Genomic DNA, 24,843 nt, shown 5'->3' with positions numbered 1-24,843 from the left:
CTCACAACATAACACAGGTTTGCCTGGCAATCCGCTTCGGGGGATGCTGACAAGCATCCTCCCGTTCCTTGCGATCGCAACGCCGGGTCTGGTCATGGCCGCTGTCGTGACCAACACCGCGTCAATCAGCGCGCCTGATGACGTTATCGAAGTCAATACGGCTGATAACACGGTCCAAGACAGCGATACGCTTTTGCTTTCTATCGCACCGTCGAATGATGTCGCGGTGGACGTTAATGGCACCGCTGGCACCCCCGGTGTGGTGAATGTTTTCGATGGCGATACAATTGGCGGCCTTCCTGCCGACCCTACAAATTCGGTCGTTTCGCTTGCCGATGGCAGCACTTTGCCGCCGGGAATCTCTTTCGATCCTGCAACGGGTCTGGTCGATGTAGCGCCGGATACGCCTGCGGGCGATTACGGTTTTGACTATGTGATCTGCCAGATCGACGTGCCTGACAATTGCGAAACCGCTTCTGTCTCGATCAATATCGTTGCGCCTCCTGCTGCTGTCTCCGGTACAGTATATCTCGATGCGGACAGCGATCGTGTTCTTGGCGACGGTGAAGTTCGGCTTGGCGGTTGGATCGTCGAGGTGTGGGATAACGGTACTGCTGTTGCGACAGTGGTCACCGATGCCAACGGTTTCTACGAAATTCCGGGCCTCGCCGCAGGCACCTCTTATGTGATCACCTTCCGTAATCCGACAACGGGCGTTGTCTATGAGCGGATTTCAGGTGTTCAGCTCAACGATGCGAGCACACTGCCTGACCAGAATTTGCCGATCGATCCTTCGGGCGTGGTCTATGATGCGGTAACCCGCGCGCCGGTATCCGGTGCCGAGCTGACTTTGGTCGACAGCAGCGGAAATCCGCTTCCTGTTGATTGCTTCATAGACGCCTCGCAGCAGAATCAGGTGACAGATGCTTCGGGCGATTATCGCTTTGACATCGTGCCTGGCGCGGCTGCGGCATGCCCTCTTGGTGAAACACAATATGTCATCGAAGTTGCGCCGCCAGCCGGATACAGCTTCATCTCGACCATTATCGCGCCGCAAACCGGCTCTCTTGATCCAACCGGCCAGGGCGAACCCCTTCGCGTCGATAATGTATCGACCGCGCCGACATCGGCGGATCCGACCTATTACCTGTCGTTCCTGCTTGGGACGGGCGATCCCGATGTGATCAACAACCACATTCCGCTTGATCCATTCCTGTCGCGCGGCGATCTGATCGTCACCAAGACCTCTACCAAACGCAATGCCAGCACCGGCGATCTCGTTTCGTACGAAATCACGGTCCGCAACGAAGAATCGTTCCGCCGCGATGATATCGATGTCATCGATGTTCTTCCGGCAGGCATGACTTATGTACTGGGCACAGCGAGCGTTAACGGCGTTCCGGCTGATCCGGAACAGACCAATGGCAGCCGCGAACTTGTTTGGCGCGATCAGATTATCCCTGCCAACAGCACGGTGCGATATAATCTGACGCTGATCGTCGGTGCGGGTGTTACCGAAGGCCAGGCGGTGAACACCGGCCTTGCGGAAAATAATCTTGGAGAACCGGTTTCCAATCGCGGAACCGCGACTGTTTCCATCACCCCAAGCACGATTTTCGATTGTTCGGAATTGATCGGCCAAGTTTACGTTGATGCCAACGGCAACGGCTATCAGGACGAAGGCGAACGCGGCATGCCGTCTGTCCGTCTGGCCACGGTCAAAGGCGAGCTCATCACCACAGATGAATTCGGTCGTTATCACATTGCCTGTGCCGCTGTCCCCGACGCGCGCATCGGCTCAAACTATGTCCTCAAACTGGACGAAGCCACTTTGCCTGAAGGCTGGGCCATGACGACTGACAACCCCCGGTCGATCAGGCTCACACGAGGCAAGATGGGCGAACTGAATTTCGGTGTCGCTCTGGCGCTTCAGGCGAGCATGCAATTTGACGCACGCGCCTTTGGCCGCTCCGGTGAAATCCTGCCTGAACATCTGCTCAAACTGCAAAGCTTCGCGGCAGAGCGCGATGGATCAACGATTATCCGCGCGATCTATCTGATCGACGGAACAGAAACGCGTGATCAAATCACGTCCAGAATTACGGCCATCAAAACTGCCATCGAGGCAGCTTTCGCGAACGGAGACAGCGAGGCATCGCCGGTCATTCAGGTGCACGCCGTCGCGCAATCTGAAGCGGGAGCCCAATAATGAAACACCTATTCTCCCCCACCCCGCGTCTGTCGCAATCTAGCCTGAAATCAAGCACTCGCTTGATGCTGGGTGCCTCAGGTCTGGTTTGTGCAGCTCTCGCCACCCCGGCTTTCGCTTCGGGTGCGACTGTATCTGCCGATTTTGGAAGTCTGGCTGCAAGGGCGCTCGCGCCAAGCAGCGCGGCTTCGACAAATCACGCTCCTGCCGCGCCGGCAGCCGCCATCAGCAGCGCATCATTTGCGCCTGTTCACAATACAATCGCACCGGTTCTGTCTTTCGGCCTCGTCGATTTTGACAGCACCGTTCAACGCGGCACAGCTGCACGCTTTCTAGGCTTCACAAACTATCCTGCCTTTGCCGTGAAGTCAGAGCTGCGTCTGTATTCCGCCGATCAGGATGTATCAACGCCGCCACACGCGATCATTCCCGCGAACAAAGATGGCGTGATGATTTGGACGCCAACCAATTATGCCGAAGAGCGCATGAAAGCGGTTTACCGCGTCTATGATGCTGACGGAAACTTTGACGAAACGCAGGTTCAATATCTTGATGTCGTCCCTGCCGGTCGCGTCATGCAACCACAAGGCAATGCGCGCCCTGATTTCGGGATCGTAGATAGCGCGGCCACGCGTTCTATCCCGCTTGATAAAGCGCAAAGCGCTGTCATTTCGGGCCTGGCGGGCCGCGGCGTGGAACGTGTGCGGATCGCTGGTCAACTGGTAGCGCATGATGCAACATCAGGTGATTTTTCATCGGCACAGTTAATCCCTGCCGCTTGCGTCCAAATTCCCGTGACCGCCGAAAAAGTCTGCGGAACCAACACAGTTGTGCATGCAACCAAACAGGCACAGCAGGCAATTTCTGGTCAACCCGGAAACGGGCTGAACATTACTGTGCTGGACCCGGATCAGGCCGAGGATACCCCGCAGCTTGAAGAGCGCGGCATCAATCCCGACACCACAAACGGGACAGAGAACTACCAGATCGAAGTCCGCAGCGATGAGCGCAAGCTGGAACCGGTTCTGGCAATCGGAATGGTCGAATCCGAACGTCTTGTGGCGCGCGGCGATCAGGTGACCTTCATCGGTTACAACAATTACCCTGCGTTGATTGCGCGTCAGGAAGTGCGCATTTTTGAAGCTGGTGTCTCGATGACATCTGTACCGCTTGCGGCGCTTGATCTGGATGATAGCGGCTTTGCACGCTGGTCGGTCGGCGCAGAGATGCCAGACCAATTGGTATATGTTTTGCGTGCCTATGATGCCGACGGTCGCTTTGATGAAACCGCGCCTCAAGAACTGGTCGCTCTAGATGAACTGAAAGACGATCAGACCAGCCCTAGCCGTCCAAATTTTGGACAGCATGATGAAGCGGTCATCCGCACCATCAAGATGCGCCGCGTCGCCACCGTGACTGTCACGGGCCGAGCGGATCCAGATGCCGAAATCGTCCGGGTCGGCGGCCAATTTGTGCCAGTCGATGCTGAAGGAAAATTTGTTAGCGAACAGATTGTGCCTGATGACACCAAAGACATTTCGATCATGATTGGCAAAGGCGAAGAAATCCGTTTTGCCGCCGTGCGTGATCTGAACTTTGAACGCGAACGCTGGTTCGTGGTGGCTCAGGGCGAGGTCACAATCGGGCGATCATTCTCCAGCGGCCCTGCCGAAATCGTAAGCGGTAGCACTCTGGCAGATGGCGATTATGCAATTGGCCGGACGGCATTCTATGCCAAAGGTCCGATCGGCGGTGACTGGAAACTGACCACCGCTCTGGACACGGGCGAAGCACCACTGGAAGATCTGTTTTCCAATCTCGACCGGAAAGATCCGCGTCAGCTGCTTCGCCGCCTAAACTCGGAACAGTATTATCCCACATATGGCGATGATTCGACATTGGTCGAGGATGCGCCAACGCAGGGCCGGTTCTATTTGCGCGCAGATAACGGCACAAGTCAGGCTGTAATCGGTAATTTCATTGCAGAGGTAACCAGCACCGAGCTGGCTCAGCTGGATCGCGGATTGTTCGGTGCACTTGTTGACATCAACAGCGCAGGAACCACCGATTTTGGCGAACGCGATGCACAAGTTATCGCCTTTGCATCCGATCCGGGCACTGTCCCTGCACGTGAAGAATTCCGCGGAACAGGTGGTTCGCTGTATTTCCTTGAGCGTCAGGATGTATCGATCGGTTCAGAACGCGTCCGGGTCGAGATCCGCGACCGGGAGACAGGGCTGGTCTTGGAGACCCGCGAGCTCCACCCGCGCGAAGATTATGACTTTGATCCCTTCAATGGCCGTCTGACACTGCTGCGTCCACTGCCGACCACAGTCAGCACCGGACGCACAATTCGCGAAGGCAGTTTGGCCGGAAATGTCCCGGTTCTGGTCGTGCGTTACGAATACACGCCAGCTGTCGGGGATATTGATGGTTACACAGTCGGGGGCCGCGGTACAGTCTGGATCGGCGATACCCTGCGACTGGGTGTAACCGCGCAGAAAGATTCCACCGCCGATGTCGATCAGACATTGCTGGGCGCGGATGCGATTGTTCGCATCACCGCTGGCACTTATGTAAAGGCCGAGCTGGCTCAGACCGATGGCGCAGGCTTTGCGCAGTCAAATTCGATCGATGGCGGTTTGTCTTTCAATGATTTCGCCGCGCCAATTGTGGCTGATGAAGCCTATGCCTGGCGGGCAGAGGGTGCGATCAATTTTGCAGAGCTTGCCAACAAACAGGGCGATCTGGGCAAAGTCAGCGCGTTCTATGAACAGCTGGATCGCGGATTTTCGAGCGCGGGTCGCCTCACTATCGAGGATACCGAGCGTTGGGGCGCTGCAATCGAATTGCCGTTGGGCAAGAACGGTGCGATCGCAGCGTCTTTCGATCAAGTCGCAATTGAAAATCGCGGCACCAACCGGACCGGCGAAGTGGACGTTTCCAAAGGCTTCACGCTTTCGGGCGGAACTTTGAAAGCCTCTGCCGGGGTGCGTCACGAAGACCTCGCCCCTGCGACACTTTTCAATTCAAGCCAGAACGGCGAACGCACCGATGCAGGCGTAGAGCTGGAATTCCAGCCTGCAGGCAGCAGCTGGACATTGCATGGCTTTGGCCAGGCCAGCCTATCGCGTGACGATACCCGTGCCAGCAACAACCGTATTGGTGCCGGTGCGACAGCCCAGATCACTGATCGTTTGTCATTTAAAGGCGAACTGTCAGGCGGCGATGGCGGTTTTGGCGCCGATGTCATGCTTAATCACCGCATGGGCGAAGGCGCGGAAAGTTATGTCGGTTATCGTCTTCTTGCAGACCGAACCGATACCGGGCTGGAACCGGAAAATCTGTTTACCGACAATCAAGGCGGCGCTTTGGTCGTTGGGTCGCGGCAGCGTTTTACCGACAGTCTATCCGTGTTCGGTGAAAACCGCATTGGGATCGGCGGCGACGCTTCGACACTGGCTCGCAGTTTCGGGCTGACTTTTACTCCTAGCGAGCAGGTCAGCGTATCCGGGACGTTTGAAAATGGCCGTGTCGATGATCCGTCAACCGGCCCGTTCGAACGCACCGCAGGCTCCGTTTCGGTGGGATACACGACCGATGCCGTGCGCGCCGGTGCGGCGGTTGAAATCCGCGATGAAGGCAATGGAACCGGTGACCAAACCGTTTGGCTGATCCGCTCCAACCTCAGCTATGCAGTCAATCCCGATTGGCGCTTTGTCAGCCAGCTTAATCTGGCGCGCGCCGATACCGAGGGCACCAGCATTCGCGCAGCCGAATTTACCGAGGCGATTGCAGGCTTTGCATTCCGCCCCGTTGAAAATGAACGCGTGAACGGTTTGATCCGTCTGCAATATTTCGAAGATCTGGGCCCAGTGGGCCAGTTCACCGGATCCGGCCAAACGGAAAGCCCGAAACAGGTCAGCACGATCTTTAGTGCCGATTTCAATTTCGACCTTTCGGAAAAGCTCACTCTTGGCACACGCTATGGCTATCGCGGAGGCAAAGTATCACTGGGCCGCAATTCGGAAGAATTTGTCAGCTCTGATGCCCATCTCGCGGTGCTCCGGGCGGATTACAACGTCCTGAAACAATGGGACTTGCTTGTCGAAGGCCGCGCATTGTGGGTTACTCAGGCGGACGATCTGCGTTTGGGAGCTTTGGCCGGAGCCTATCGCCATATCGGCGACAATGTGAAGATCGGCTTGGGATATTCATGGTCGGATTTCTCGGACGATCTCACCGATCAAAGCTATTCGAGCCACGGACCCTTCTTGAACATCCTGGGCCGTTTCTAATCGAAAGCTGCGGCGCGCGCTGCCCCGCGGCATGAACACAGCCATGTAAAAACATGTGTGATCGCCGCGCTCCGCTTGGAGCGCGGCGCGTCATGCCCTAAGCTCGGTCCACGCGGTTTTGGTATTCGAAAAGGGGTAATGATGTCGATCAACTGGACTAAAGGCGCATTGCTGACAGCGACTGTCTTGTTCGGCATGCAGGCACCAGCCTTTGCCGAGAGCAATGGTACGGTCGAATACCGGATTCAACGAGGCGACACGCTGGTTGAGCTTGCGCGTGATTACTTCGTCAATGCCCGCGCGATCAAAACAGTGATGACATTGAACAATATCCGCAATCCGCGCCGGTTGCAGATCGGTAAATCGCTTACCGTTCCGCGCGACGTGCTGCGCTATAAATCAGAGCCGCTGCGCGTTCAGGCATTCTCCGGACCCGTCACGATTTCTCGTCAGGGACAGGCAGCCCAGCCAGAAATCGGCGACATTGTTGCTCAGGGCGCTGTAATCAGCACCGGCAGAAAAGGCTTCATCTCGCTTGTCGGGACCGGCAATTCGCGCATTTCCATACCATCGAATTCTTCCGTGCGTTTGAGCGGAGCGAAGCGCTATCTGATCAATGATGCGATCGATTTTGACGTACGCGTGCTGCGCGGTCGCAGCGAAGTGAAAGCGCCGACGCTTAAAGGCGAGGAACGGTACCGCGTGGGAACGCCGCGCGCGGTCACCGCCGTTCGCGGCACCGAATTTCGGGTTGCCTTTGACGAGGGACTAGAGCGCTCTTTAACCGAGGTCACCGAAGGTGAAGTGCTCGTGGCGAGCGGAACACGCGAAGTCGCGACACCGGCGGGATTGGGTGTTGCGACGTCTGCTAATGGACTTGGGACCCCTGAAACGCTTTTGAATGCGCCAGAATTGGTGGACCCGACCAGCATCAGGACCGATGCGATCGTGCAGTTTCAAGCCAAGCCTTTGGAGGCCGCTAAAGCCTATCGGACCCAAATCGCCCGCGATGCTGGCTTCCTGGAAATCATCGCCGAGGACGTGTCCGAGGATGGCGATATCACTTTCGATGATCTGGACGATGGACGACTGTTTGTGCGCAGCCGTGGGATTGCCGAGAGCGGTCTAGAAGGATTTTCGAACAGCTACAATTTCCGCCGCAAACGGCTTGGTGTGACGGGCGGTGTGGAACCGTCTCCTTTTGCCGATGCGTTCAAGTTCGTCTGGCTGCCCGAAGGAGAGGGGAACTCCTTCGGCGCCTTTCAACTGTGGGATACAAAGGCGCCAGATGTTCTGTTGGTCGATGAAGTGGGGCTAGAGACAAACGGATTTTACGTCAGCAACCTCGAACCCGGCTCGTATAAGTGGCGCGTTGCGACATTCCAGATTGACGAAGGTGAGACCATCAAAGTGTGGGCGCCAGCTCAGGAATTTACGGTTTCCGATTAAAGCAGAGTTGAATTGGTGGGTTCAAAATTGACGAGAACTTCGCGTCTGTTCGCGGAATGGGCGCTGCTTCTGGTCGCTGCGATGGGCCTGATGGTGTTTGCCCAGCGCGGCGAATGGACAGAGCGTCTTGATCTGCAGATATTGGACTTTGCAGCGCAAGGAATGGCTGACGAACCCGACCCTTCGATTGTTCTTATTGAAATCGATGATCGCAGTCTGGCCATGCTTGGCAGCTGGCCGTGGGGCCGCGATATCCACGCCCAATTGATCGCGAACCTATCGGCAGCCAAGCCGAAAGCGATTGGCGTCGATATTCTGTATATTGAGCCCAGCGACCCGAAGGCCGATGCCAAGCTTGCAGAAGCGGTCGCCAATGCGGGTAATGTTGTGTTGGCTCATACATTTGGTGACGGATCGCCAGCTGAACCTGCAACAATTCCGGTCTTCCCCATCGCGCCCGTCAATGAAGTTGCAGCGGGTGTCGGCCATGTCAGCGTAACGCCACAAAGCGATGGAACTGTGCGCAGTTTCGGCCTGTCGACTACAGAAAACTCGGTCGATTATCCGCACTTCACCAAAGCGTTGATGGCGCTGACAGAAGAAAGCGGCGATTTGTCATCACTACCGGCCGAGGCGATCGTGCCATATCATCAAAGCGGCGCGTTTCGCACCGAACCGGCAGCCAACGTTTTCAACAACGAATTCATTCCCGATTTCTTCGCGGATAAGATCGTCCTGATCGGTGCAACGGGACAAGGCCTGGGCGATCAATATTCCGTCCCCGGATATGCCGGTGGTCTGATGAGCGGTGTCGAAATCCAGGCCAACCTGCTGAGCGCAATGAAGCAAGATCAACTCATCACATCAGCATCACAGCGCGGGATATTGGCACTGCAAGCGCTCGCAATTCTCATTCTGTTTATCGTGTTTTGGCGCTCATCGCCGCGGTTCAGCCTGATTATTGCAGGCGGACTTATCGCTGCGCTTTTGTTCACGACCTTTGCGACCTTGCGGATCGGCCATGTCTGGGTTTCAACCGGACCTGCGATACTGGCCATCACCCTGGCATATCCATTGTGGGCTTGGCGACGATTGGCAACAGTCAGCCGGTTTCTAGAAGCCGAAGCATCATCGCTGCGTTCCGCAACAGATGATCCCGAGCGGCGCGCAGGCGAAGGGTTTGATGTCGTTGCCCGTCAGGTTTCACGAGTGAAAATGTTAAGCGGCGAAGTTCGCCGTAACCTGCAATTGGTGCAGGATGTGATCAACGCTTCACCTGATGCAATGCTGGTTTTTGATGCAACCGGTTCGATTTCACTGGCCAACACAGCGGCAAAGAGACTGTTTGGTGCAAATTGCGTGGAGGAGGCGTGGACCTTCACCGAACTTTTGATGACCTCAACGCTCACATACGATGAAGAGCGTCAGGAACTCGAATTCGAAGATGGGTCCTGTTTCCTGCTGGCCAAAGCCTCAATCGATCCTTCGGTTGGCAGCGAAGTGATCGTGATGCGCGATATCACTGGTATTAAGGCGGATGAAAGACAGCGGCGCGAGACATTGGAGTTTCTTTCCCACGACATGCGATCACCTCAGGTCGCCATCATCGGGCTGACCGGTAATTCAGGCGACACGTTGGCGAAACAGGAGCGTCTGAAAAGGATCGAGAGCCAGGCAAGGCGCACTCTCAAACTCACCGATGATTTCGTCCAGATTGCGCGTATTTCGACCGAAGGCATCGTCCGGGAGGAAGTCGAACTCAATTCGATCCTGTTCGAAACCGCTGATCGGGCATTCCCGCTGGCGCATCGCAAGGCGATTTCGGTTGTTACGCGGGAGAGCGAAGATCCGATCTTTGTGAAACTTGATCCCGCAGCAATCGCGCGGACGCTCGACAATCTGGTCGGAAACGCGATCAAGTTTTCTCCCGAAAACGCCGAAGTCATCCTTTCGGTCGATGTCTCTAACGACGATCATTTCGTGATCGGGGTCCGCGATTTTGGGCCGGGACTACCACCGGAAAGGGTCAAGGATCCTTTTGCCCGCTTCGGCGCCAAAAGCGACAGCGCCGGCCCCAGTGCAGGATTGGGCTTAGCCTATGTAAAGCAGGTGGTGGACAAGCATCGCGGCAAAATTACGATTGAAACGAGCGCGGGTAAAGGCACCGAGTTCAAAGTCTCGATCCCTTATTCCTGAACTTGTCCTGCGGCGGTCTTGTCTTTGACAGAGCTTACAAGCAGCGTGGCCAGATCATTCAAACGGGCGCGATCTCCGGGACACGCAATGAAGTGCCCTTCTGATTTTGCGACCAGACGATTGGCTTGTCTTTCAAACACCGCAAGGCTGGCGCGAACCCGCTCCGGTTTGCATTTGTGATACCATTTCGATTTGACGCCGTGTGAGGCGTCTGGACCTTGGCCCTCTGCGCCATCACCTATCGGCGTAATCGAAACCTCGGCCGGATGAGACGATACAGCAAAATCCGCGATCCAATCGCTGTCCGCACTCGGTGCAACCTTTTCCGCTGCCAAAGCCAGCGAAAGCGATCTGGCAAAGGCACTTCGAAGGCCTACAAGGTCTTCATCTTGCGCTAGATCGACGGTGGTGATCGCAATCGGCATCGCTGGCCGCTGCGTTAAAGTGGGGGCTTGCTCTATTGCACATGCCGAAAGCCCGCAAACCGCCAGAGAGGCAGCTGCGAGCTTGGCAGTGAAACTAATGAAATTTGCAGTCATCGTGACCGGGGACCTGATTTAAAGTGACGGCTTCACTCCTCAGCATACTGATCCATACGATAACCGAAACCAAAAACCGTCCGGATGACAAATCCGTTTTCCGGAGACAGCTTCAGTTTCGACCGCAAACGCGACACATGCATGTCGATTGTGCGGGTTTCGATCTCCGTATGACCGCCCCAGACCCGCGAGAAAAGATAGCCGCGCGACAAGGGTCGATCCAGGTTTTGGAAAAACAGATCAGCGAGATCAAATTCCTTTGCCGTCAACTGAATCGATTGATCGTCCCGCTTGATGGATTTTTCCATGCGGTCGATTTCATAACTGCCGAACCATTCGTGACGTTTATTTTCCGGGCTGGACGCACGGCGACCTGCGGCTTCGATCCGCGCGCGAATAACTTCGTCTGATTCCGGCTTGATAACATAATCGATGGCGCCCGCTTCCAATCCGCTGACGACATCGGATTTGTCCTGACGACTGGTAAGCATGATGAATGCTGGAGGGGAATCGAGATTTTCAGTGGACCATTTGAGGACTTCGAGCCCAGTCATCCCGGGCATGTTCCAATCGAGCATGACCACATCGAAGGTTTCGCGTTTCAAAGCGTTCAGGATTGAGATGCCATCGCTAAAGCAGTTCACATCGTGGCCTGCATTTTTCACAACAAAGGACACCTGATCAAGGATGTCCTTCTCGTCGTCTGCCAATGCAATCCTCATTTATCCATTCCTCAATCATTCCGCAATTTGCAGTCTTCTTTTTACATGGAACTTTAAAAAAGACTATATTCCAGCACTTGAAAGAGCGTGTAATTTACAAGTCTTTACCCAAAGCACCCTGCGCACATCCGTAGTTTTAGCGTGCTGTGCTTATCGCGGCTTGCTGAGTGACTTGCACCGGCGATGATATGGCCATGCGGTCAACCGGTCGCTGCGCAAAGGCGGCCATCGCGAAACACGATACAACAGAAACAATCCCAAGCCCGATCGCAAGGTGAAGAACGTGCTTGTTGCTTTGCGAGCTTGTGTTTTTGTGATCCATGATTGGCCCCCTGGTCCGAATGGTTAACATTCCGCATCTGGTAACACCGGTTGGCCGCTAATAGTTGTAAAGACATGCAAAACCTGAAGGTAAAGTTTGCGCGCAGTTATCCCAGCGCGGTCAAAACCAATCGCAATCCGAGGCCTGCGGCGATCAATACAACGATCCCGCCCAGGGCATTGGCAAGCCAGCCATTGGCAAACCGCCCCAACAGCTCACGGCGGTTGACAACATAAAGCAGAAAAGCGGCAATGATCGGCAGCAGCAGCCCGTTGGCCAGCTGCGCCAGCACGATAATTTCTATCGGTTTGGTTCCGGTCAATGACAACAATACCCCTATGGCAATCACGCTTAACGTGATCAATCGAAACGCGATTGAGCTTTGGCCGCCCTTCACTTTCAGGATTTCTGTCATCGCATATCCTGTCGCAAGCGGCGCAGTGATGGCGCTTGTCAGACCGGCTGCAAACAATCCGACCCCCAAAAGATATTTCGAATAAACACCAAACAGCGGCTCAAACTGGCTTGCCATATCGGCCGCATTGGTCGCCTCTATACCAGCGGAAAACAGGCTGGCGGCAGAAGTGGAAAGGATCAGGATGGCGATCACACCGCCCAGCCCGATTGCCACGGCGGTGTCCGTGCGCACCGCACCCAGATTGTGTGCACTTGACCATTTTTGCCGGACAGCGGTGGAATGCAGAAACAGGTTATAGGGCACCACAGTGGTGCCGATTAACGCGACGACGGTCATCATCGCTCCTTCAGGTATGGTCGGCGTTACCAACCCGGAAAACATCGCACCCAGATCGGGCCGCACAATTGCGAAGGTTGCGACAAATGCGGCTGCCATGATCCCGACAAGGACCAGCAAAGCCCGTTCGATCACCCGATAGCTCCCGCTCAAAAGCAGCGCCGCTGCCAGACTGGCAATGCCAAGAATGGACAGGTTGAAAACCCACTGCGCTTCTCCGGCAATCGCGGCGATCCCCAAAGCGGCTCCTGAAAGATTGCCCGCCTCATACGCTGCATTGCCGAGATACAGCGCAAGCCCGACCAGCACAATAAGCGGCCATTTCCACACGCTTTGCGCAAGCAGATCCGCCAGAGTTTCACCAAGCCCCTTTTGCGTCACAACACCGAGCCGCGCAGACATTTCCTGCAGAATGATCGTCGCTATCGTCGCAAAGACGAGCGCCCAGATTAGCGCAAAACCGAAATTGGCACCTGCAATCGTGCAGGCGGTGACCGTGCCCGGCCCAATAAACGCCGCCGTCACCAGCGCACCGGGGCCGATATTGCGAAGCCGCTTTATCACTGAGCATCCGCCCTTTTGCCGCGTTTGGAAACCGGGCCAAAGCCCCCGCCGGTCGGGGTTCGGATCACAATCCGATCACCGGGCTCGACATTTGTCTGTCCGCTGCCACCCAGATCCTCGATCTGCCCGTCAGCCCGTTCAACACAATTGCGCCCGACACGCCCGTCCTCACCGCCAAGAAGACCAAAAGGAGCGATCTTCCTGCGCTCTGACAAGATTGAGCATTCCATCGCCTCAAGAAAGCGGATCGTCCGCGTTATCCCGTCACCGGCATTCCATTGCCCCTTCCCGCCAGATCCGCGATCAATGCGAAATTCATCGAGCACGACCGGATATCGATGTTCCAGAATTTCGGGATCGGTCATTCGCGTGTTGGTCATATGCGTGTGCACGCCATGCGCTCCATCAAATCCGGGGCCAGCCGGCGCACCTGAACAGATCGTCTCGTAATATTGATAACGTTCGTTTCCAAATGTCAGATTGTTCATTGTGCCTTGACCCGATCCCAGCCGGCCGAGCGCCGCGAATAGGGCATCAGTGATCGCCTGACTGGTTTCGACATTGCCCGCGACAACAGCAGCAGGATAAGCAGGGTTCAATAAACACCCCTCTGGCACGATAATCTCGAGCGGTTTCATACAGCCTGCATTGAGGGGTATCTCGTCTGCGACAAGGCAACGTATGACATACAGAACGGCGGCCTGTGTCACCGCACGCGGCGCGTTAAATGCGCTGTCCAGCTGGCCGCTGGTTCCGGTGAAATCGATCTTTGCCGATGCATTCTCATGGTCGATCGTTACCCGAACCGATATTTGCGCGCCGGAATCGAGCTTCAGGCGAAAGTCACCATCTTCCAGAGTTCGCAGCAAGCGCCTGACGGAGCTTTCGGCGTTATCCTGGATATGCTGCATATAAGCGCGCACGACCGGCAGGCTGTATGCTTTGACAAGTCTGCGCAGCTCAGCTGCTCCTGCGGAATTGGCCGCAACCTGAGCCATCAGGTCGGCGAGGTTTTGCGGAATGTTGCGCGCAGGATATGAACCCTTGGCAAAGGCCTGCTCTATCCGATCAGTCATAAACTCGCCGGCTTCGACCAGTTTGAGATTGTCGAGAACGATCCCCTCTTCGTGGATAGTGCGCCCGTGAGGGGACATGGATCCCGGCGAAATTCCGCCGACATCTTCGTGATGCGCCCGTGATGCAACGAAAAACAGGATCTCCGTTCCGCCCTCGTCGAACACCGGCGAAACAATGGTGATGTCGGGCAAGTGCGAGCCGCCATTGTGCGGGTTGTTCTGTACAAAGGCATCGCCCGGTTTGATCGATTGACCGCTGGCGATCACCGTTTTGACGGTCGCGTCCATGGAACCCAAATGCACCGGCACATGGGGCGCATTGGCTACCAACGCCCCGTCCGCCTCGAATATGGCGCAGGAAAAATCGAGCCGTTCCTTCACATTGACCGATTGCGACGTGTTGCGCAGGATAATGCCCATCTGTTCAGCGATAGAGCGGAACAGATTGTTGAAAATCTCAAGCATGACGGGGTCCGCTTCGGTCGAAACCACTTTCGCTTTTTCCGCACGCTCATTTGCGTTCAGGATCAAATGCCCGTGCCGGTTGATCGCCGCATCCCATCCCGGCTCGATCACGATGGTGCCGGTTGGCTCCGTGATAATAGCGGGGCCGCTAATCCGGTGGCCATGGGCCAGCTGGCCGATTTCGAATACGGGCGCATTGTGCCATGCGCCTTTAGTGAAAACGCGCGTTGAGCTGACCGGATCAGGCAATGCGCCAAGTGGCCCGGCCTGCACAGAATTGGTGATGCTTTCGCCCCCTGCGCTGCTTTCTACGATCAACGTGTCCAAAAGCACGCCTTTATCCTTTGCGGTAAAGCCGTATTGCGATTTGTGCGCAGCCTCAAACGCGTCCTTCATAGCGGCAGGATCAGTGACCTTCACGCTTAGCGTAGTGTCAGTGCCAAGGTATCGCAGCAAAGCAATCGCCTGATGCGATATGGCGTCCGGCTTGACCCCTTGGCCGCGCAAATCGGCTGAACCCGATTGCGCGAGAGCCGCGATAATCGCTGCCATTTCTTGCGCGATTTCGGCGGTCAATTCGCGCCCTACCACTTGCTGGCGTTCGACCTGTGTTGCCGCCAGCCCCATCCCATATGCGGAAAGAACACCCGAAAACGGATGCAGCAGGATCGTGGTCATGCCCAATCGCTCCGCGACGAGGCAGGCATGTTGTCCGCCTGCTCCGCCAAAACAATTGAGCGCGTACCCCTTCACGTCGTGCCCGCGTGCGGTGGAAATTTTCTTGATCGCTTGCGCCATGTGTTCGACTGCGATGTCCAGAAACCCTTCTGCTACATCTTCGGCGCTGCGTCCGTCGGCGATGGTTTGCGCTATCGCGGCAAAGCCATCGCGGGACGCGTCCCGATCCAAAGCCTGATCCTGATTGGGGCCAAAAATATGCGGGAAGTATTCGGGATTGAGCTTGCCCAGACATACATTGATGTCTGTCACCGATAACGGACCGCCTCGGCGATAACAGGCAGGGCCCGGATTGGCTCCGGCGGATTGCGGCCCGACGCGAAACCGGCCATCCTCATGCCGCAGCACCGATCCGCCGCCTGCGGCAACCGTATGGATATGCAGCATCGGCACGCGCATTCGAACCCCCGCGACTTCGGTTTCGTATACCTTTTCAAATGTCCCGGCGTAATGCGACACGTCTGTCGAGGTTCCGCCCATGTCAAACCCGATGACTTTATCGAAGCCCGCTTGCCGCGCGGTTTCGACACAGCCGACAATGCCGCCAGCCGGGCCAGACAAAATCGCATCGCGCCCGCGAAAACTTTCCGCGTCAATCAATCCGCCTGATGACTGCATGAACAGCAATTGGCCAGGTTTCTGGTCGTCTGAAAAAGCGCCTGCGACCAGATCGATATAATTGCGAAGAATCGGCGTCAGATAGGCATCGACCACGGTAGTCTCTGCGCGCGGCACAAGTTTGGTCAGCGGGCTGACATCATGACTAGCGGATATCTGGTCAAACCCGATTTCGCGGGCCAGACGAACCAGCGCCTGTTCGTGCGCTGGATATTTGTACGCATGGATCAAAGCTATCGCAGCAGCGCGATATCCTTTGTCAAAATGCTTTTGCAAAGCGGCGCGTGCCTGAACCAGATCGATCGGCTGTTCGATGGCCCCATCAGACCTCACCCGTTCTGTAATCTCGACCACGTCATCATACAGCAGTTCGGGTTTGTGAATATCGAGTGCAAAGGTATCGGGCCGCGCCTGATAGCCGATTTCGATTACATCGCGAAACCCGCAGGTGGTCACGAAAACTGTCGGCTCCCCCTTACGCTCAAGCAAAGCGTTGGTTGCGACAGTTGTGCCCATTTTGATCGCGCCAATTTTTTCGCCGGGGATCGCATCCCCCTCATTCAGCTGCAATGCCTCGCGAATGCCGTAGATGGCTGCATCAGCATAGCTTTCTGGATTGACCGAAAGATATTTGCGCGTTTCCAGGTTCCCGTCTGGCGTCTTTATGACAAGGTCTGTGAAAGTGCCGCCGCGATCAATCCAGAACTCCCATTTTCCCGCCGCCTGCGCGTTGCCGTTTTCCATAAACACCAGCTAATTGCCCGTTTTCACTATCTGCTCCGGCTTGTGCGGGAGCGGGGAAGCGTTTGCAATGAAAGCGCTGTTTGGCACGCTTGTGTTGTGAAGTCTTTGTTTGCTGTCTATCCTTGGACAGGGGCGCATCAAGGTGGGAGTACCGTGATGAATTGGACGATCAGAGCAGCTTTGTGCGGGTTAGCGCTGCAATGCGGATCGGCATCGCTGGCCCAGGATCCTGATCAACCCATTGATCAGAGAGACGATGATGCCGAGCCGCTGGAGCCAACCAAGCCCGGCGAAGCCCGCACCTGGCCCTCTTTGATCGTCAAGGTTTCCGGCGATCTTGATGAAGCACAGCGACGCACAGTTATGGCTGTGATTGATGCCATGCCGTCGATCAGAACAGGCGATAATGCCACCCACGAAATTGCGCCCGACCCGACCTTTGCCGATCATGTCGTGCTGTTCGAAATCAAAGGCGCAAGCGAGCAACATTTCCGCACCGAATTGAGAATTGAAGGAAATCCAGACTTAAGAGACGTTTTCGATTTTTATGGATCTGATTTCATGCGTAAACACGCATGGGCTGCCAACGTTCACCTTCCGATTGAGCTGGGCGATGCGCAAAATGATGGATTTGCAGAGGAATTGACCTCTTATCTGACCGGCTTCGCCCGCCGCGCTTCAATCATCAACATGGCGCGGGAAGATAGAGAAGAACCCGTCGCCGCCTGCCTCAGCAATGCGATTTCGCCGCTGGATTCCTGCCCGATGCCGCGCGATGGATTGGCGTGGAACCAGGTTGCCAAAGAAAGCCCAAGCTATCTTACTGTTTCCAGCATAGCGTCCGGCCCGCGGCATTTTTCGGTTGCCGCCATGGACCGGACCGGAACCATTTTTCCCATCCCACTTTATCCGGCCGAAAGCGAAGACAGTTCACCGGATCAAGGCGAAGCATCGCGAAGGTCCGTTTTCGCTGTATCACAAAGCGACGTCGCGCAGGCTCTTCCGCTGGGGAGTTATGATCTACTCGTCGCATCGAGCCCATATCCGATTGACCCGAGGCTGTGGCAAAGCGGCGGCGATACAGATCTCTACCCGCAAGTGTGTGACCAACCCTTTGAACGCGCCCTTTGCAGTGCATTAAAAGGAGAACAGGGCGGCATGATTTGGAATTGGGAGGGAGGTTTCGCTGCCATTCCAATTTCGGTGACAAAGAAAGTAAGCCCGGTTCGGCGGTTGATCCGGGGCAGCTTTGCCATTCCAGCAGTAAGCCGGTGGCAGGCTCAATTGCTGCGATATCCGCCAGCACAGGAACGTGCCGCTTCGCCATCTGCCTCGCGCACCGATTTTATCGGGTGGCACAAATGCGGCGGCACCTATCTTGGCGATGGTTTCGTCCTGACTGCGGCGCATTGTATCCTTGATAACCCAAAAGAAATGCGGGTTCGGCTGGGCACGCGCCACATCAAATTCGGCGGCACCACGTTTAAGGTCAGGTCGCTGGTCCGGCATAGCGCTGGGTCATCCGGTGATGGCAGAGTGGATCTCGCGGTCTTGCAGCTTTTGGCAAGCAGGGATCAGCTGTCGAATGTAGGCGAACTCGCACCGCTTAATCCATCGACCGCTGCCAACCCGTCATTCAACCGGCTGAGCGGGATCACCGTGACTGGCTGGGGCTTTGAAAAACCCCGCAAAGCCGGCGAAAGGGGCTGGATCGCAGCCGATGGAACGACGCAAACGCGGCCAGATCGCCTTAAGCAATTGGAGCTCAAAAACCTGGATAAGAGCGAGTGCACCAAGGAAAGCCAGTTCTCTGCATACAAAGCGGACGACATTCTTTGCATGGTGGGCGTCGAAGAAGGCGGGGATGCATGTGCAGGCGATAGCGGGGGGCCAGTAAGCCGGCGTGCATCGGGCAGACGCGAATTGATTGGCGTTGTGTCGTCGGGGATTGGCTGCGGGCTGAAAGGCAAGGCGGGCGTTTATGTCAATGTCGGTCGATATGCCGGCTGGATCGAACGCGCTAAAACGATGATGAAAAATAGAGAACCTGGCAATTACAGCCTCGGCGGGCGCTAAATCTGATCGTGGACCGCTGATCGAAAAAGGCCTGCTGATCGAAAAAGGCCTGCTGATCGAAAAAGGCCTGCCAACCCGGGAGGGCGGCAGGCCTGCAATCGGATTGCAAGATCAGTTATTGACCCATTCGGCGATCATCGGTGCCAGTCGGTGCCATTTCGTCCGGTCCGGTGCGATCATCTGGTCCCGTGCGGTCATCGCCTTCTGTGCCATCACCGTCCGCGCCGTCGCCATCGGTGCCTTCCTCGCCGCCTTCGGAGCCTTCTTCAGGAACACTCTCGTCTAAAGCTTGCTCTGCCTCTGGCGCCATCATCTCTTCGCCTTCGCTTGCCTCGTCGGCGGGCGCGCCGCAGGCAGAAAGACCCAATGCCAAAATGGCCCCTGTCAAAACGGTTGTTTTCTTCATTTCCATTCCTCCTAAAAATCGACCCTGTTCGTTACTCAAAACCCATCCGGCGAACCAATTGGTCAAACCGTGGTTGCTCTCTCAAACTATCCACCAGCGGATCCTTGTAAATTTGGAGAAGTCCGCTGTCGCGTGCAACCCACGCAGCTTCCATCGCTTCAAGGGCGGCATCCTGATCACCCCATTGCGCCTGGATTTGCATGTACTGATAATTGCTTTTGTCGCCCTGCTTATCCTGTAATTCGGCAAAGTGCGCCTGCGCCGTCTCGATATTGCCAAGTTTATGCTCGACAATCGCCAGCCCGGTCTTGTTCCAAACGAAGAACTCATCCGCTTCAAAGCTGGTCTTTGCCGCGTCTAGATCACCTAGCGCCAGTTGCGATAGCCCGACGTGGTAGTGATAACTGGAAAGCGGATTTTGCAACTCGATAGCTTGATCCAAGCGTTCGATTGCTTCGGCATAATTGCCGGAATAATATTCGATGTATCCGGCAAACCGAAAGACCCGGGCATTTAACGGATCAAGCGACATCGCAGCTTCGATAGCTTTGCGGGCACCATCTGCATCTCCTATCCGGCCGCGGAATACGGCATAACGGCTCAAGATTTCGGCATCGCCTGCGCCCAATGCATACGCTTTCTCATACGGAGCCCTTGCGGCCTGCATGTCCAGCTTACCGCTCACTTGAATCCATCCCAAAACCTGATGGCCATTGGGAAATTCAGGAGCAATCGCGATTGCTCGTTCAGCAGCCTTGATCGCGCCGCCATACACCTGTTCGCGATTGGCGGGTCCGGTGTACAGGTTTCCGATCAGACCGAGCGTACGGCCTCTCATCGCGGTAGCGGCGGCATATTCCGGGTCCAGACGGATTGCTTCGTCAAACAGAGCAAGAGCCGCACGGTCGGTTGCTTCGTCGGTGCTGGAATCGTACATTTCCTGCCCGCGCAAAAATGCATCATAAGCCGCAAGATTGGCCGTGCCGCCAATCTCTTTTCCAGACAGCATTCGTCCCTGGGAACCTGCAAGTTCCTGAATGATTTCGGCAGCAATTTTTTGCTGTAAGGTCAGAACATTGTCGAAGGGGGCATCGATCTTGAATGGCCGGACGACTCTGTCCGACCTGCCATCCTCCAGCTGGGAGCTGCCAATCAAGCGTCCATTTTCAATCCGAACATCACCGTTCAGCAGAAAATCGACGCCCAATTTCTCGCAAATCTCGCCCGCTGTCGCGCTCACGCCCGTGAACGCGCTCGACGATGTCTTGGCCGCCACGTGCAATAGCGGGTTTCGCGCAAGCAAGGATCGGATTTCTCCGGCAAACCCTTCTGCGAAATAGACCTGATCTCCCGGATCGCCCAGCACGTCAAACGGCATTACCGCCAGTCGCCTGCTGGAGCCTCCTCCGCTGAAAACACCTGCGCTCCATGCGCCAATGCCCGCAACCGAAAGCGCGAGCGCGCCCACGCCGCCGCCAATGATCGCAGTGCGGCGCGAAATTATCGGCGCTGTCTGGATGGTATCTGCTTGCTTGGCCGGCGGGCTGACCGTTTGTGCAAACAATGCCGGTTCGCTGATTTCGCCATCGCGCTTCGCGGCAATGGCATGGATCAACTTTTGAATTTGCGGATCGCCAGCAGTCCAATCGCTGTTCGAAACGTCAATCCATTGAAACTGACGGAAACCAAGCGGTGGCAGCGTCCCGTCGATTGAAACAGGGATCAGACACCCACGGTCGCGCCCGCGCGTCGCCTCGTCATGCACCCAATGCGATTTGGTCGATACCTCAGACCACAGCACCACGACCGCCGCAGCGTTTTCAAGATTTGCTTCGGTAACTTCGTGGAAGCGCGCGCCGCCCTCCAGCATGGCATCCCACCACACAGAAATGCCGGCCTCTTCCAACAGCTCGAGAATCTTGCGAGCCCGCGGCTGATCGTCGCGCGAATAGCTGAGGAATACGTCGCTTCCCCGCTTATCGATATCGGCAGGCTGTTCAGAGCCGCTCATTCGCTATTTCCCCAATTCGTCATGCACTTGGCCTGTGCCCTCGGCGATGTACGACCCGCGCTACTATTATCGCAGCTTTACCCTTGTGTCGATCAGTCTAATTTGATCTGTCTGTGCCTGACGATCCTTGTCGAATGATCGCGGCACGGCTACGAAACTACGGTTGGAAGCGGGCAACCAGCGGGGGACAGCCCAATCGCGTTTTTATCACGATCGCAATCCGTTGCTGCGCCGTCTCCGCCGACGCCTATACTGGCGATCGGCGTGACTGGGCATCGCAGCTCGCACCCGTCTTTTCCAAACGATCCATCAGCTTTGGAGGCGGCTATTTCGGCGCTTTTGGATCAGATCCAGAGGTCCGCCATACGGGCACCTATTGCCGGTTTAGATGATACCGCCCGCGAATTTCGCATCATCACGCTTTTGGCCGATGGCGCCGATCATATGGCAGCACACGAAGCGATCAAGCGCGAATGGCCGGTGGTCGCACCTCTGCCGTTCGGTCAAGATCTGAACACAGCCATCAACGCTCAACCCAAGACCGGCAGCGATGCCAGAGCGATTTTGCGCGGTACCGATCCGGAGGATGACGCCACTCGGGCCCGCGTTGCGGCCATTCGGGATTTGGCAGACAAGGCGCAAGTTTTGGAGCTGGCCGATCAGGATGAGATCATCACGCCTGCTTTTCTGGCCGCCTGTGAGACACCAGAAGACCCTGCGATTGTGAGTGAATTTGTGCATCTTGGATCGCGCCGCGCCGAATTGGCTGGACGCATTCTGATTGAACAATCTGATATTCTCATCGCGGTTTGGGACGGCGCAGGAACTGTAAATCCCGGGGGAACAGGACACACTGCGCGATTGGCGCTTGAGGCGGGGATCCCGGTCATGTGGCTTAACCCTGCAGATCTGAGCCGCACTCTTATCGTCAAAACGCCGGAGGCATTGGCAGACCGCTGTGATGCGATGACGGCAACGTCGGATGATATGGCCGGTATCGATGAGCTTGTCTTAGCCTGTATGAGCCTGCCCCCACCGACCGAGCCTGGCGCGATGGCCGGAATAGCCGCCCTTCAGGATTGTAAGTGGCGGGACCAGAGCAGCCTGATTACCCACCCCTACCGGCGGATCGAAGCGATTTTTGGTGAAAAGCGGATTGGCCAGAAGCTCGCTTCGGTCAAAATGAAGAACGAACGACCCGATCAGATTACAACTGGCAGCGCAGAGGCGATGCTGGACGCAATCGGATCGATTGGTCGGGACGCGGGTGGCGCAAACCAAAAGGCCGTGGCCGATAAAATTGCGATCGAGGTTATGCCGCGTTTTGCATGGGCCAACGGGATCGCGGCGTGGCTGTCGAACAGTTACCGCTCGGGCATGGTGATTAACTTCACGATGGGTGCCTTGGCGATCGTTGCCGGCGTGCTTTACCTCCCGCTCGTCGATACGTCGCAAAAATGGATTTTTGCTGGGATCGAATTCGCATTTCTGATCGGAATTCTTCTCAACACCATGATCGGGCAGCGGTCCCGTTTCCACGGTCGCTGGCTGGAAACGCGCCGCGTTGCAGAATATCTGCGCCACTCTCCTGTCCTGTTTGCGCTGGGCATCGCCAGGCCCAGCAGCGCGTGGCCGAAAGTTCTGCGAAGTGTCTGGCCGGAATGGTATGCCAAAATGCTGGCCCGCAAGATGGGCCTTCCCGAGGTCCGGATCGACAAGCATTACCTGCGCGAAGCGGCGGGTGTCCTCAACGATCATTTCGTAATTCCGCAGCGCGATTATCATCTAGCCAAATCGGAACGGCTGCACCGCGCGCATCATTCGATTGAGCGTTTTGCCGAGGCCATGTTTGCGCTCGCTGTGTTGGGAGTGGCGATTTATTTGGCAGCGTTTGGCGCTTCGCAATTTGGTCTGATCGATCAGGCTTTGGTCGATAAGGGCGCAAAATGGTTTACTGTCCTTGCCGTCGCATTACCCACAATCAGCGGCGCTTTTGCAGCCATCGGTTATTTCGGAGATTTCGACCGCTTTGCCGATGTCTCACAATTGACCGGAGAGCGTTTGCAAGAGCTGGCGGCAAGGATCGAACAATACCAGCATCTTCCTGAAGAACGGATGAGTTATAGTCAGTTGGCCGATCTGGTTCGTGCCGCCGATGAAACCACTTTTGCCGAAATCCAGGCATGGCAAGCCGTGTTCAGCGGCAAACGGACAACTGTACCGGCCTGATTGCGGGTGGCCTGCCAATCTGATCAGACCAAGGAACGGCGTTTGCCTTCATCAGCCGGTTGAGGCATTGGCAATCCAATGAAAAATTGGGTTTTTTCGGCTATCTGGATCCTGTTTGCCGCTTGGCATGGCCATGCATTGGCGCAAGAGAGCGAAAGCAGCGAGATGGCTTCATCGCCGGATTCAATATCTCTATCACCTGCCCAATTGTTCGAGTTTGCTGACAAGGCACGCAGCGGCGGTAATTATGACACTGCGGAATCTGCCTACCGTGCTTTGATCCAGAACAGCCCGATGGAATTGCGCAACGAAGCGCGGTTTCGACTTGCGTTGATGTTCGCCGATGATCTCGACCGACCTCAAACCGCCGCCATTCTGCTGCGCGAAATTCTCGATGAACAACCTGATGTCGCCCGCGTAAGGCTTGAACTGGCCAGAATGCAGATCAAGCTGGGCAACCTGCGCGAAGCCGAACGGCAATTGCGTGCTGCGCAAGCTGCAGGCCTTCCGCCCGAAGTAGAACGAGCCGTCAGGTTCTTCACCTCTTCCATGAGCGCCGCCAAACCGTTTGGCGTCGATTTTGAAGTTGCCTTGGCACCGGACAGCAACATTAACCGGGCCACACGATCGGACTCGCTGGAAACTGTGATCGGTGATTTCACACTGTCCGATGACGCTCAGGAGACGTCAGGTGTCGGGCTCGCGCTTCAGGGACAGGCCCGGTACCGAGAAACCCTTGCCGGATCGACAAACCTCAATCTGAGCGCCAGTGCGCGGGGACGATTGTACCGCGAATCGCAGTTTGACGATTACATCGTCTCGCTTCAGGCCGGACCGGAATTTCTATCGGGCAGCGACCGGATACGAATGAACGCCACAGCATCGTGGCGCTGGTTTGGAACGCGCCCCTTTACGTTTTCCTATGGTGCAACGGCCGATTTCAGGCACATTCTGGCAAAGCGGGCACAGCTGCGTATGGACGGAGCCATTGTTCATTCCGATGACCGGCTGAATGACTTGCGATCCTCTGATCGGATTAGCCTGTCGGCGGGAGTAGACCGGGCGTTCACGGCCCAATCAGGCGGCGGGATCCGGGTTTCCGGCGCGCGCGCGATCGCCAATGACCCGGGGTTTTCCAGCGTCGATGCAGGGATCGACATGTATGCCTTTCGCGAGCTTGGGCCGGTCACGCTTGTGGCAAGTGCCGGATACAACCGGTTGGAATTTGACGAACGCCTGTTGTTGTTTCCACGGCGGCGGATCGATGATCGCGTTGAATTGAGTTTGTCAGGTACGTTTCGCAATCTGCGCATCGGTCCTTTGGCGCCGGTTGTGCGCATTCGATTTGAGGACAATCAATCGACAGTAGGAATTAATGATTTTCAAAGGGTTGCCACAGAGTTCGGATTTGGGATAGCACTCTGATT

Annotated in this window: 14 protein-coding genes; 7 read left to right on the top strand and 7 right to left on the bottom strand. The window is 56.1% G+C overall.

Annotated features, from left to right (window positions below; genetic code table 11):
- Positions 1–43 precede the first annotated feature (43 nt).
- From FGU71_RS08805 to FGU71_RS08790, 4 genes are all read left to right on the top strand, one after another.
- A complete protein-coding gene (locus tag FGU71_RS08805; RefSeq protein WP_185960247.1) occupies positions 44–2,209 on the top strand; it encodes an SdrD B-like domain-containing protein in 2,166 nt (721 codons plus the stop codon).
- Positions 2,209–6,507 carry a TonB-dependent receptor gene (locus FGU71_RS08800; protein ID WP_142788216.1) on the top strand — a complete coding sequence of 1,433 codons (4,299 nt, stop codon included), beginning with the start codon at positions 2,209–2,211 and terminating at the stop codon, positions 6,505–6,507. Before FGU71_RS08805 ends, FGU71_RS08800 begins: the two co-directional genes overlap by 1 nt.
- A gap of 138 nt (positions 6,508–6,645) precedes the next feature.
- Positions 6,646–7,956 carry a FecR domain-containing protein gene (locus tag FGU71_RS08795; protein ID WP_142788215.1) on the top strand — a complete coding sequence of 437 codons (1,311 nt, stop codon included), beginning with the start codon at positions 6,646–6,648 and terminating at the stop codon, positions 7,954–7,956.
- Positions 7,957–7,983: 27 nt separating this feature from the next.
- Complete coding sequence (locus FGU71_RS08790) at positions 7,984–10,152, top strand: CHASE2 domain-containing protein (RefSeq protein ID WP_142788214.1); 2,169 nt, start codon at positions 7,984–7,986, stop codon at positions 10,150–10,152.
- Here the strand turns inward: FGU71_RS08790 and FGU71_RS08785 are convergent.
- The 5 genes from FGU71_RS08785 to FGU71_RS08765 all read right to left on the bottom strand — a co-directional run bounded on the left by FGU71_RS08785 (position 10,143) and on the right by FGU71_RS08765 (position 16,694).
- Complete coding sequence (locus tag FGU71_RS08785; RefSeq protein ID WP_142788213.1) at positions 10,143–10,691, bottom strand: hypothetical protein; 549 nt, start codon at positions 10,689–10,691, stop codon at positions 10,143–10,145. The two genes, FGU71_RS08790 and FGU71_RS08785, sit on opposite strands and share 10 nt — an antisense overlap.
- Positions 10,692–10,723: 32 nt before the next feature.
- Complete coding sequence (locus FGU71_RS08780; RefSeq protein ID WP_142788212.1) at positions 10,724–11,413, bottom strand: response regulator transcription factor; 690 nt, start codon at positions 11,411–11,413, stop codon at positions 10,724–10,726.
- Positions 11,414–11,549: 136 nt separating this feature from the next.
- Positions 11,550–11,735 carry a hypothetical protein gene (locus FGU71_RS08775; protein ID WP_142788211.1) on the bottom strand — a complete coding sequence of 62 codons (186 nt, stop codon included), beginning with the start codon at positions 11,733–11,735 and terminating at the stop codon, positions 11,550–11,552.
- Between the two features lie 106 nt (positions 11,736–11,841).
- On the bottom strand, positions 11,842–13,053 hold the full coding sequence (locus FGU71_RS08770) for an Nramp family divalent metal transporter (RefSeq protein WP_142788210.1): 1,212 nt from the start codon (positions 13,051–13,053) through the stop codon (positions 11,842–11,844).
- The gene (locus tag FGU71_RS08765) at positions 13,050–16,694 is read right to left on the bottom strand and encodes a hydantoinase B/oxoprolinase family protein (protein WP_142789064.1); all 3,645 of its coding nucleotides are present in this window, start codon (positions 16,692–16,694) and stop codon (positions 13,050–13,052) included. The genes FGU71_RS08770 and FGU71_RS08765 overlap by 4 nt, the downstream gene beginning before the upstream one ends.
- Before the next feature lie 156 nt (positions 16,695–16,850).
- Here FGU71_RS08765 and FGU71_RS08760 point away from each other — a divergent pair, with 156 nt between their 5' ends.
- On the top strand, positions 16,851–18,770 hold the full coding sequence (locus tag FGU71_RS08760; protein ID WP_142788209.1) for a serine protease: 1,920 nt from the start codon (positions 16,851–16,853) through the stop codon (positions 18,768–18,770).
- 115 nt (positions 18,771–18,885) lie between these two features.
- On the opposite strand, the gene FGU71_RS08755 is transcribed toward FGU71_RS08760, so the two are convergent.
- Positions 18,886–19,176: a hypothetical protein gene (locus tag FGU71_RS08755; RefSeq protein ID WP_142788208.1), complete on the bottom strand. Its 291-nt coding sequence runs from the start codon at positions 19,174–19,176 to the stop codon at positions 18,886–18,888.
- A 31-nt stretch (positions 19,177–19,207) separates the two neighbouring features.
- A complete protein-coding gene (locus FGU71_RS08750; RefSeq protein ID WP_142788207.1) occupies positions 19,208–21,187 on the bottom strand; it encodes a TIR domain-containing protein in 1,980 nt (659 codons plus the stop codon).
- A gap of 264 nt (positions 21,188–21,451) precedes the next feature.
- On the opposite strand from FGU71_RS08750, the gene FGU71_RS08745 reads away from it, so the two are divergent.
- A complete protein-coding gene (locus tag FGU71_RS08745; RefSeq protein ID WP_142788206.1) occupies positions 21,452–23,416 on the top strand; it encodes a hypothetical protein in 1,965 nt (654 codons plus the stop codon).
- Positions 23,417–23,494: 78 nt separating this feature from the next.
- On the top strand, positions 23,495–24,841 hold the full coding sequence (locus tag FGU71_RS08740) for a porin family protein (RefSeq protein ID WP_142788205.1): 1,347 nt from the start codon (positions 23,495–23,497) through the stop codon (positions 24,839–24,841).
- Positions 24,842–24,843: the final 2 nt, after the last annotated feature.

Source organism: Erythrobacter insulae, from assembly GCF_007004095.1.
Classification (GTDB): Bacteria; Pseudomonadota; Alphaproteobacteria; order Sphingomonadales; family Sphingomonadaceae; genus Erythrobacter; species Erythrobacter insulae.
Note: the sequence above shows the minus strand (reverse complement) of the source record. Positions and strands in the feature narration are given on the sequence as shown.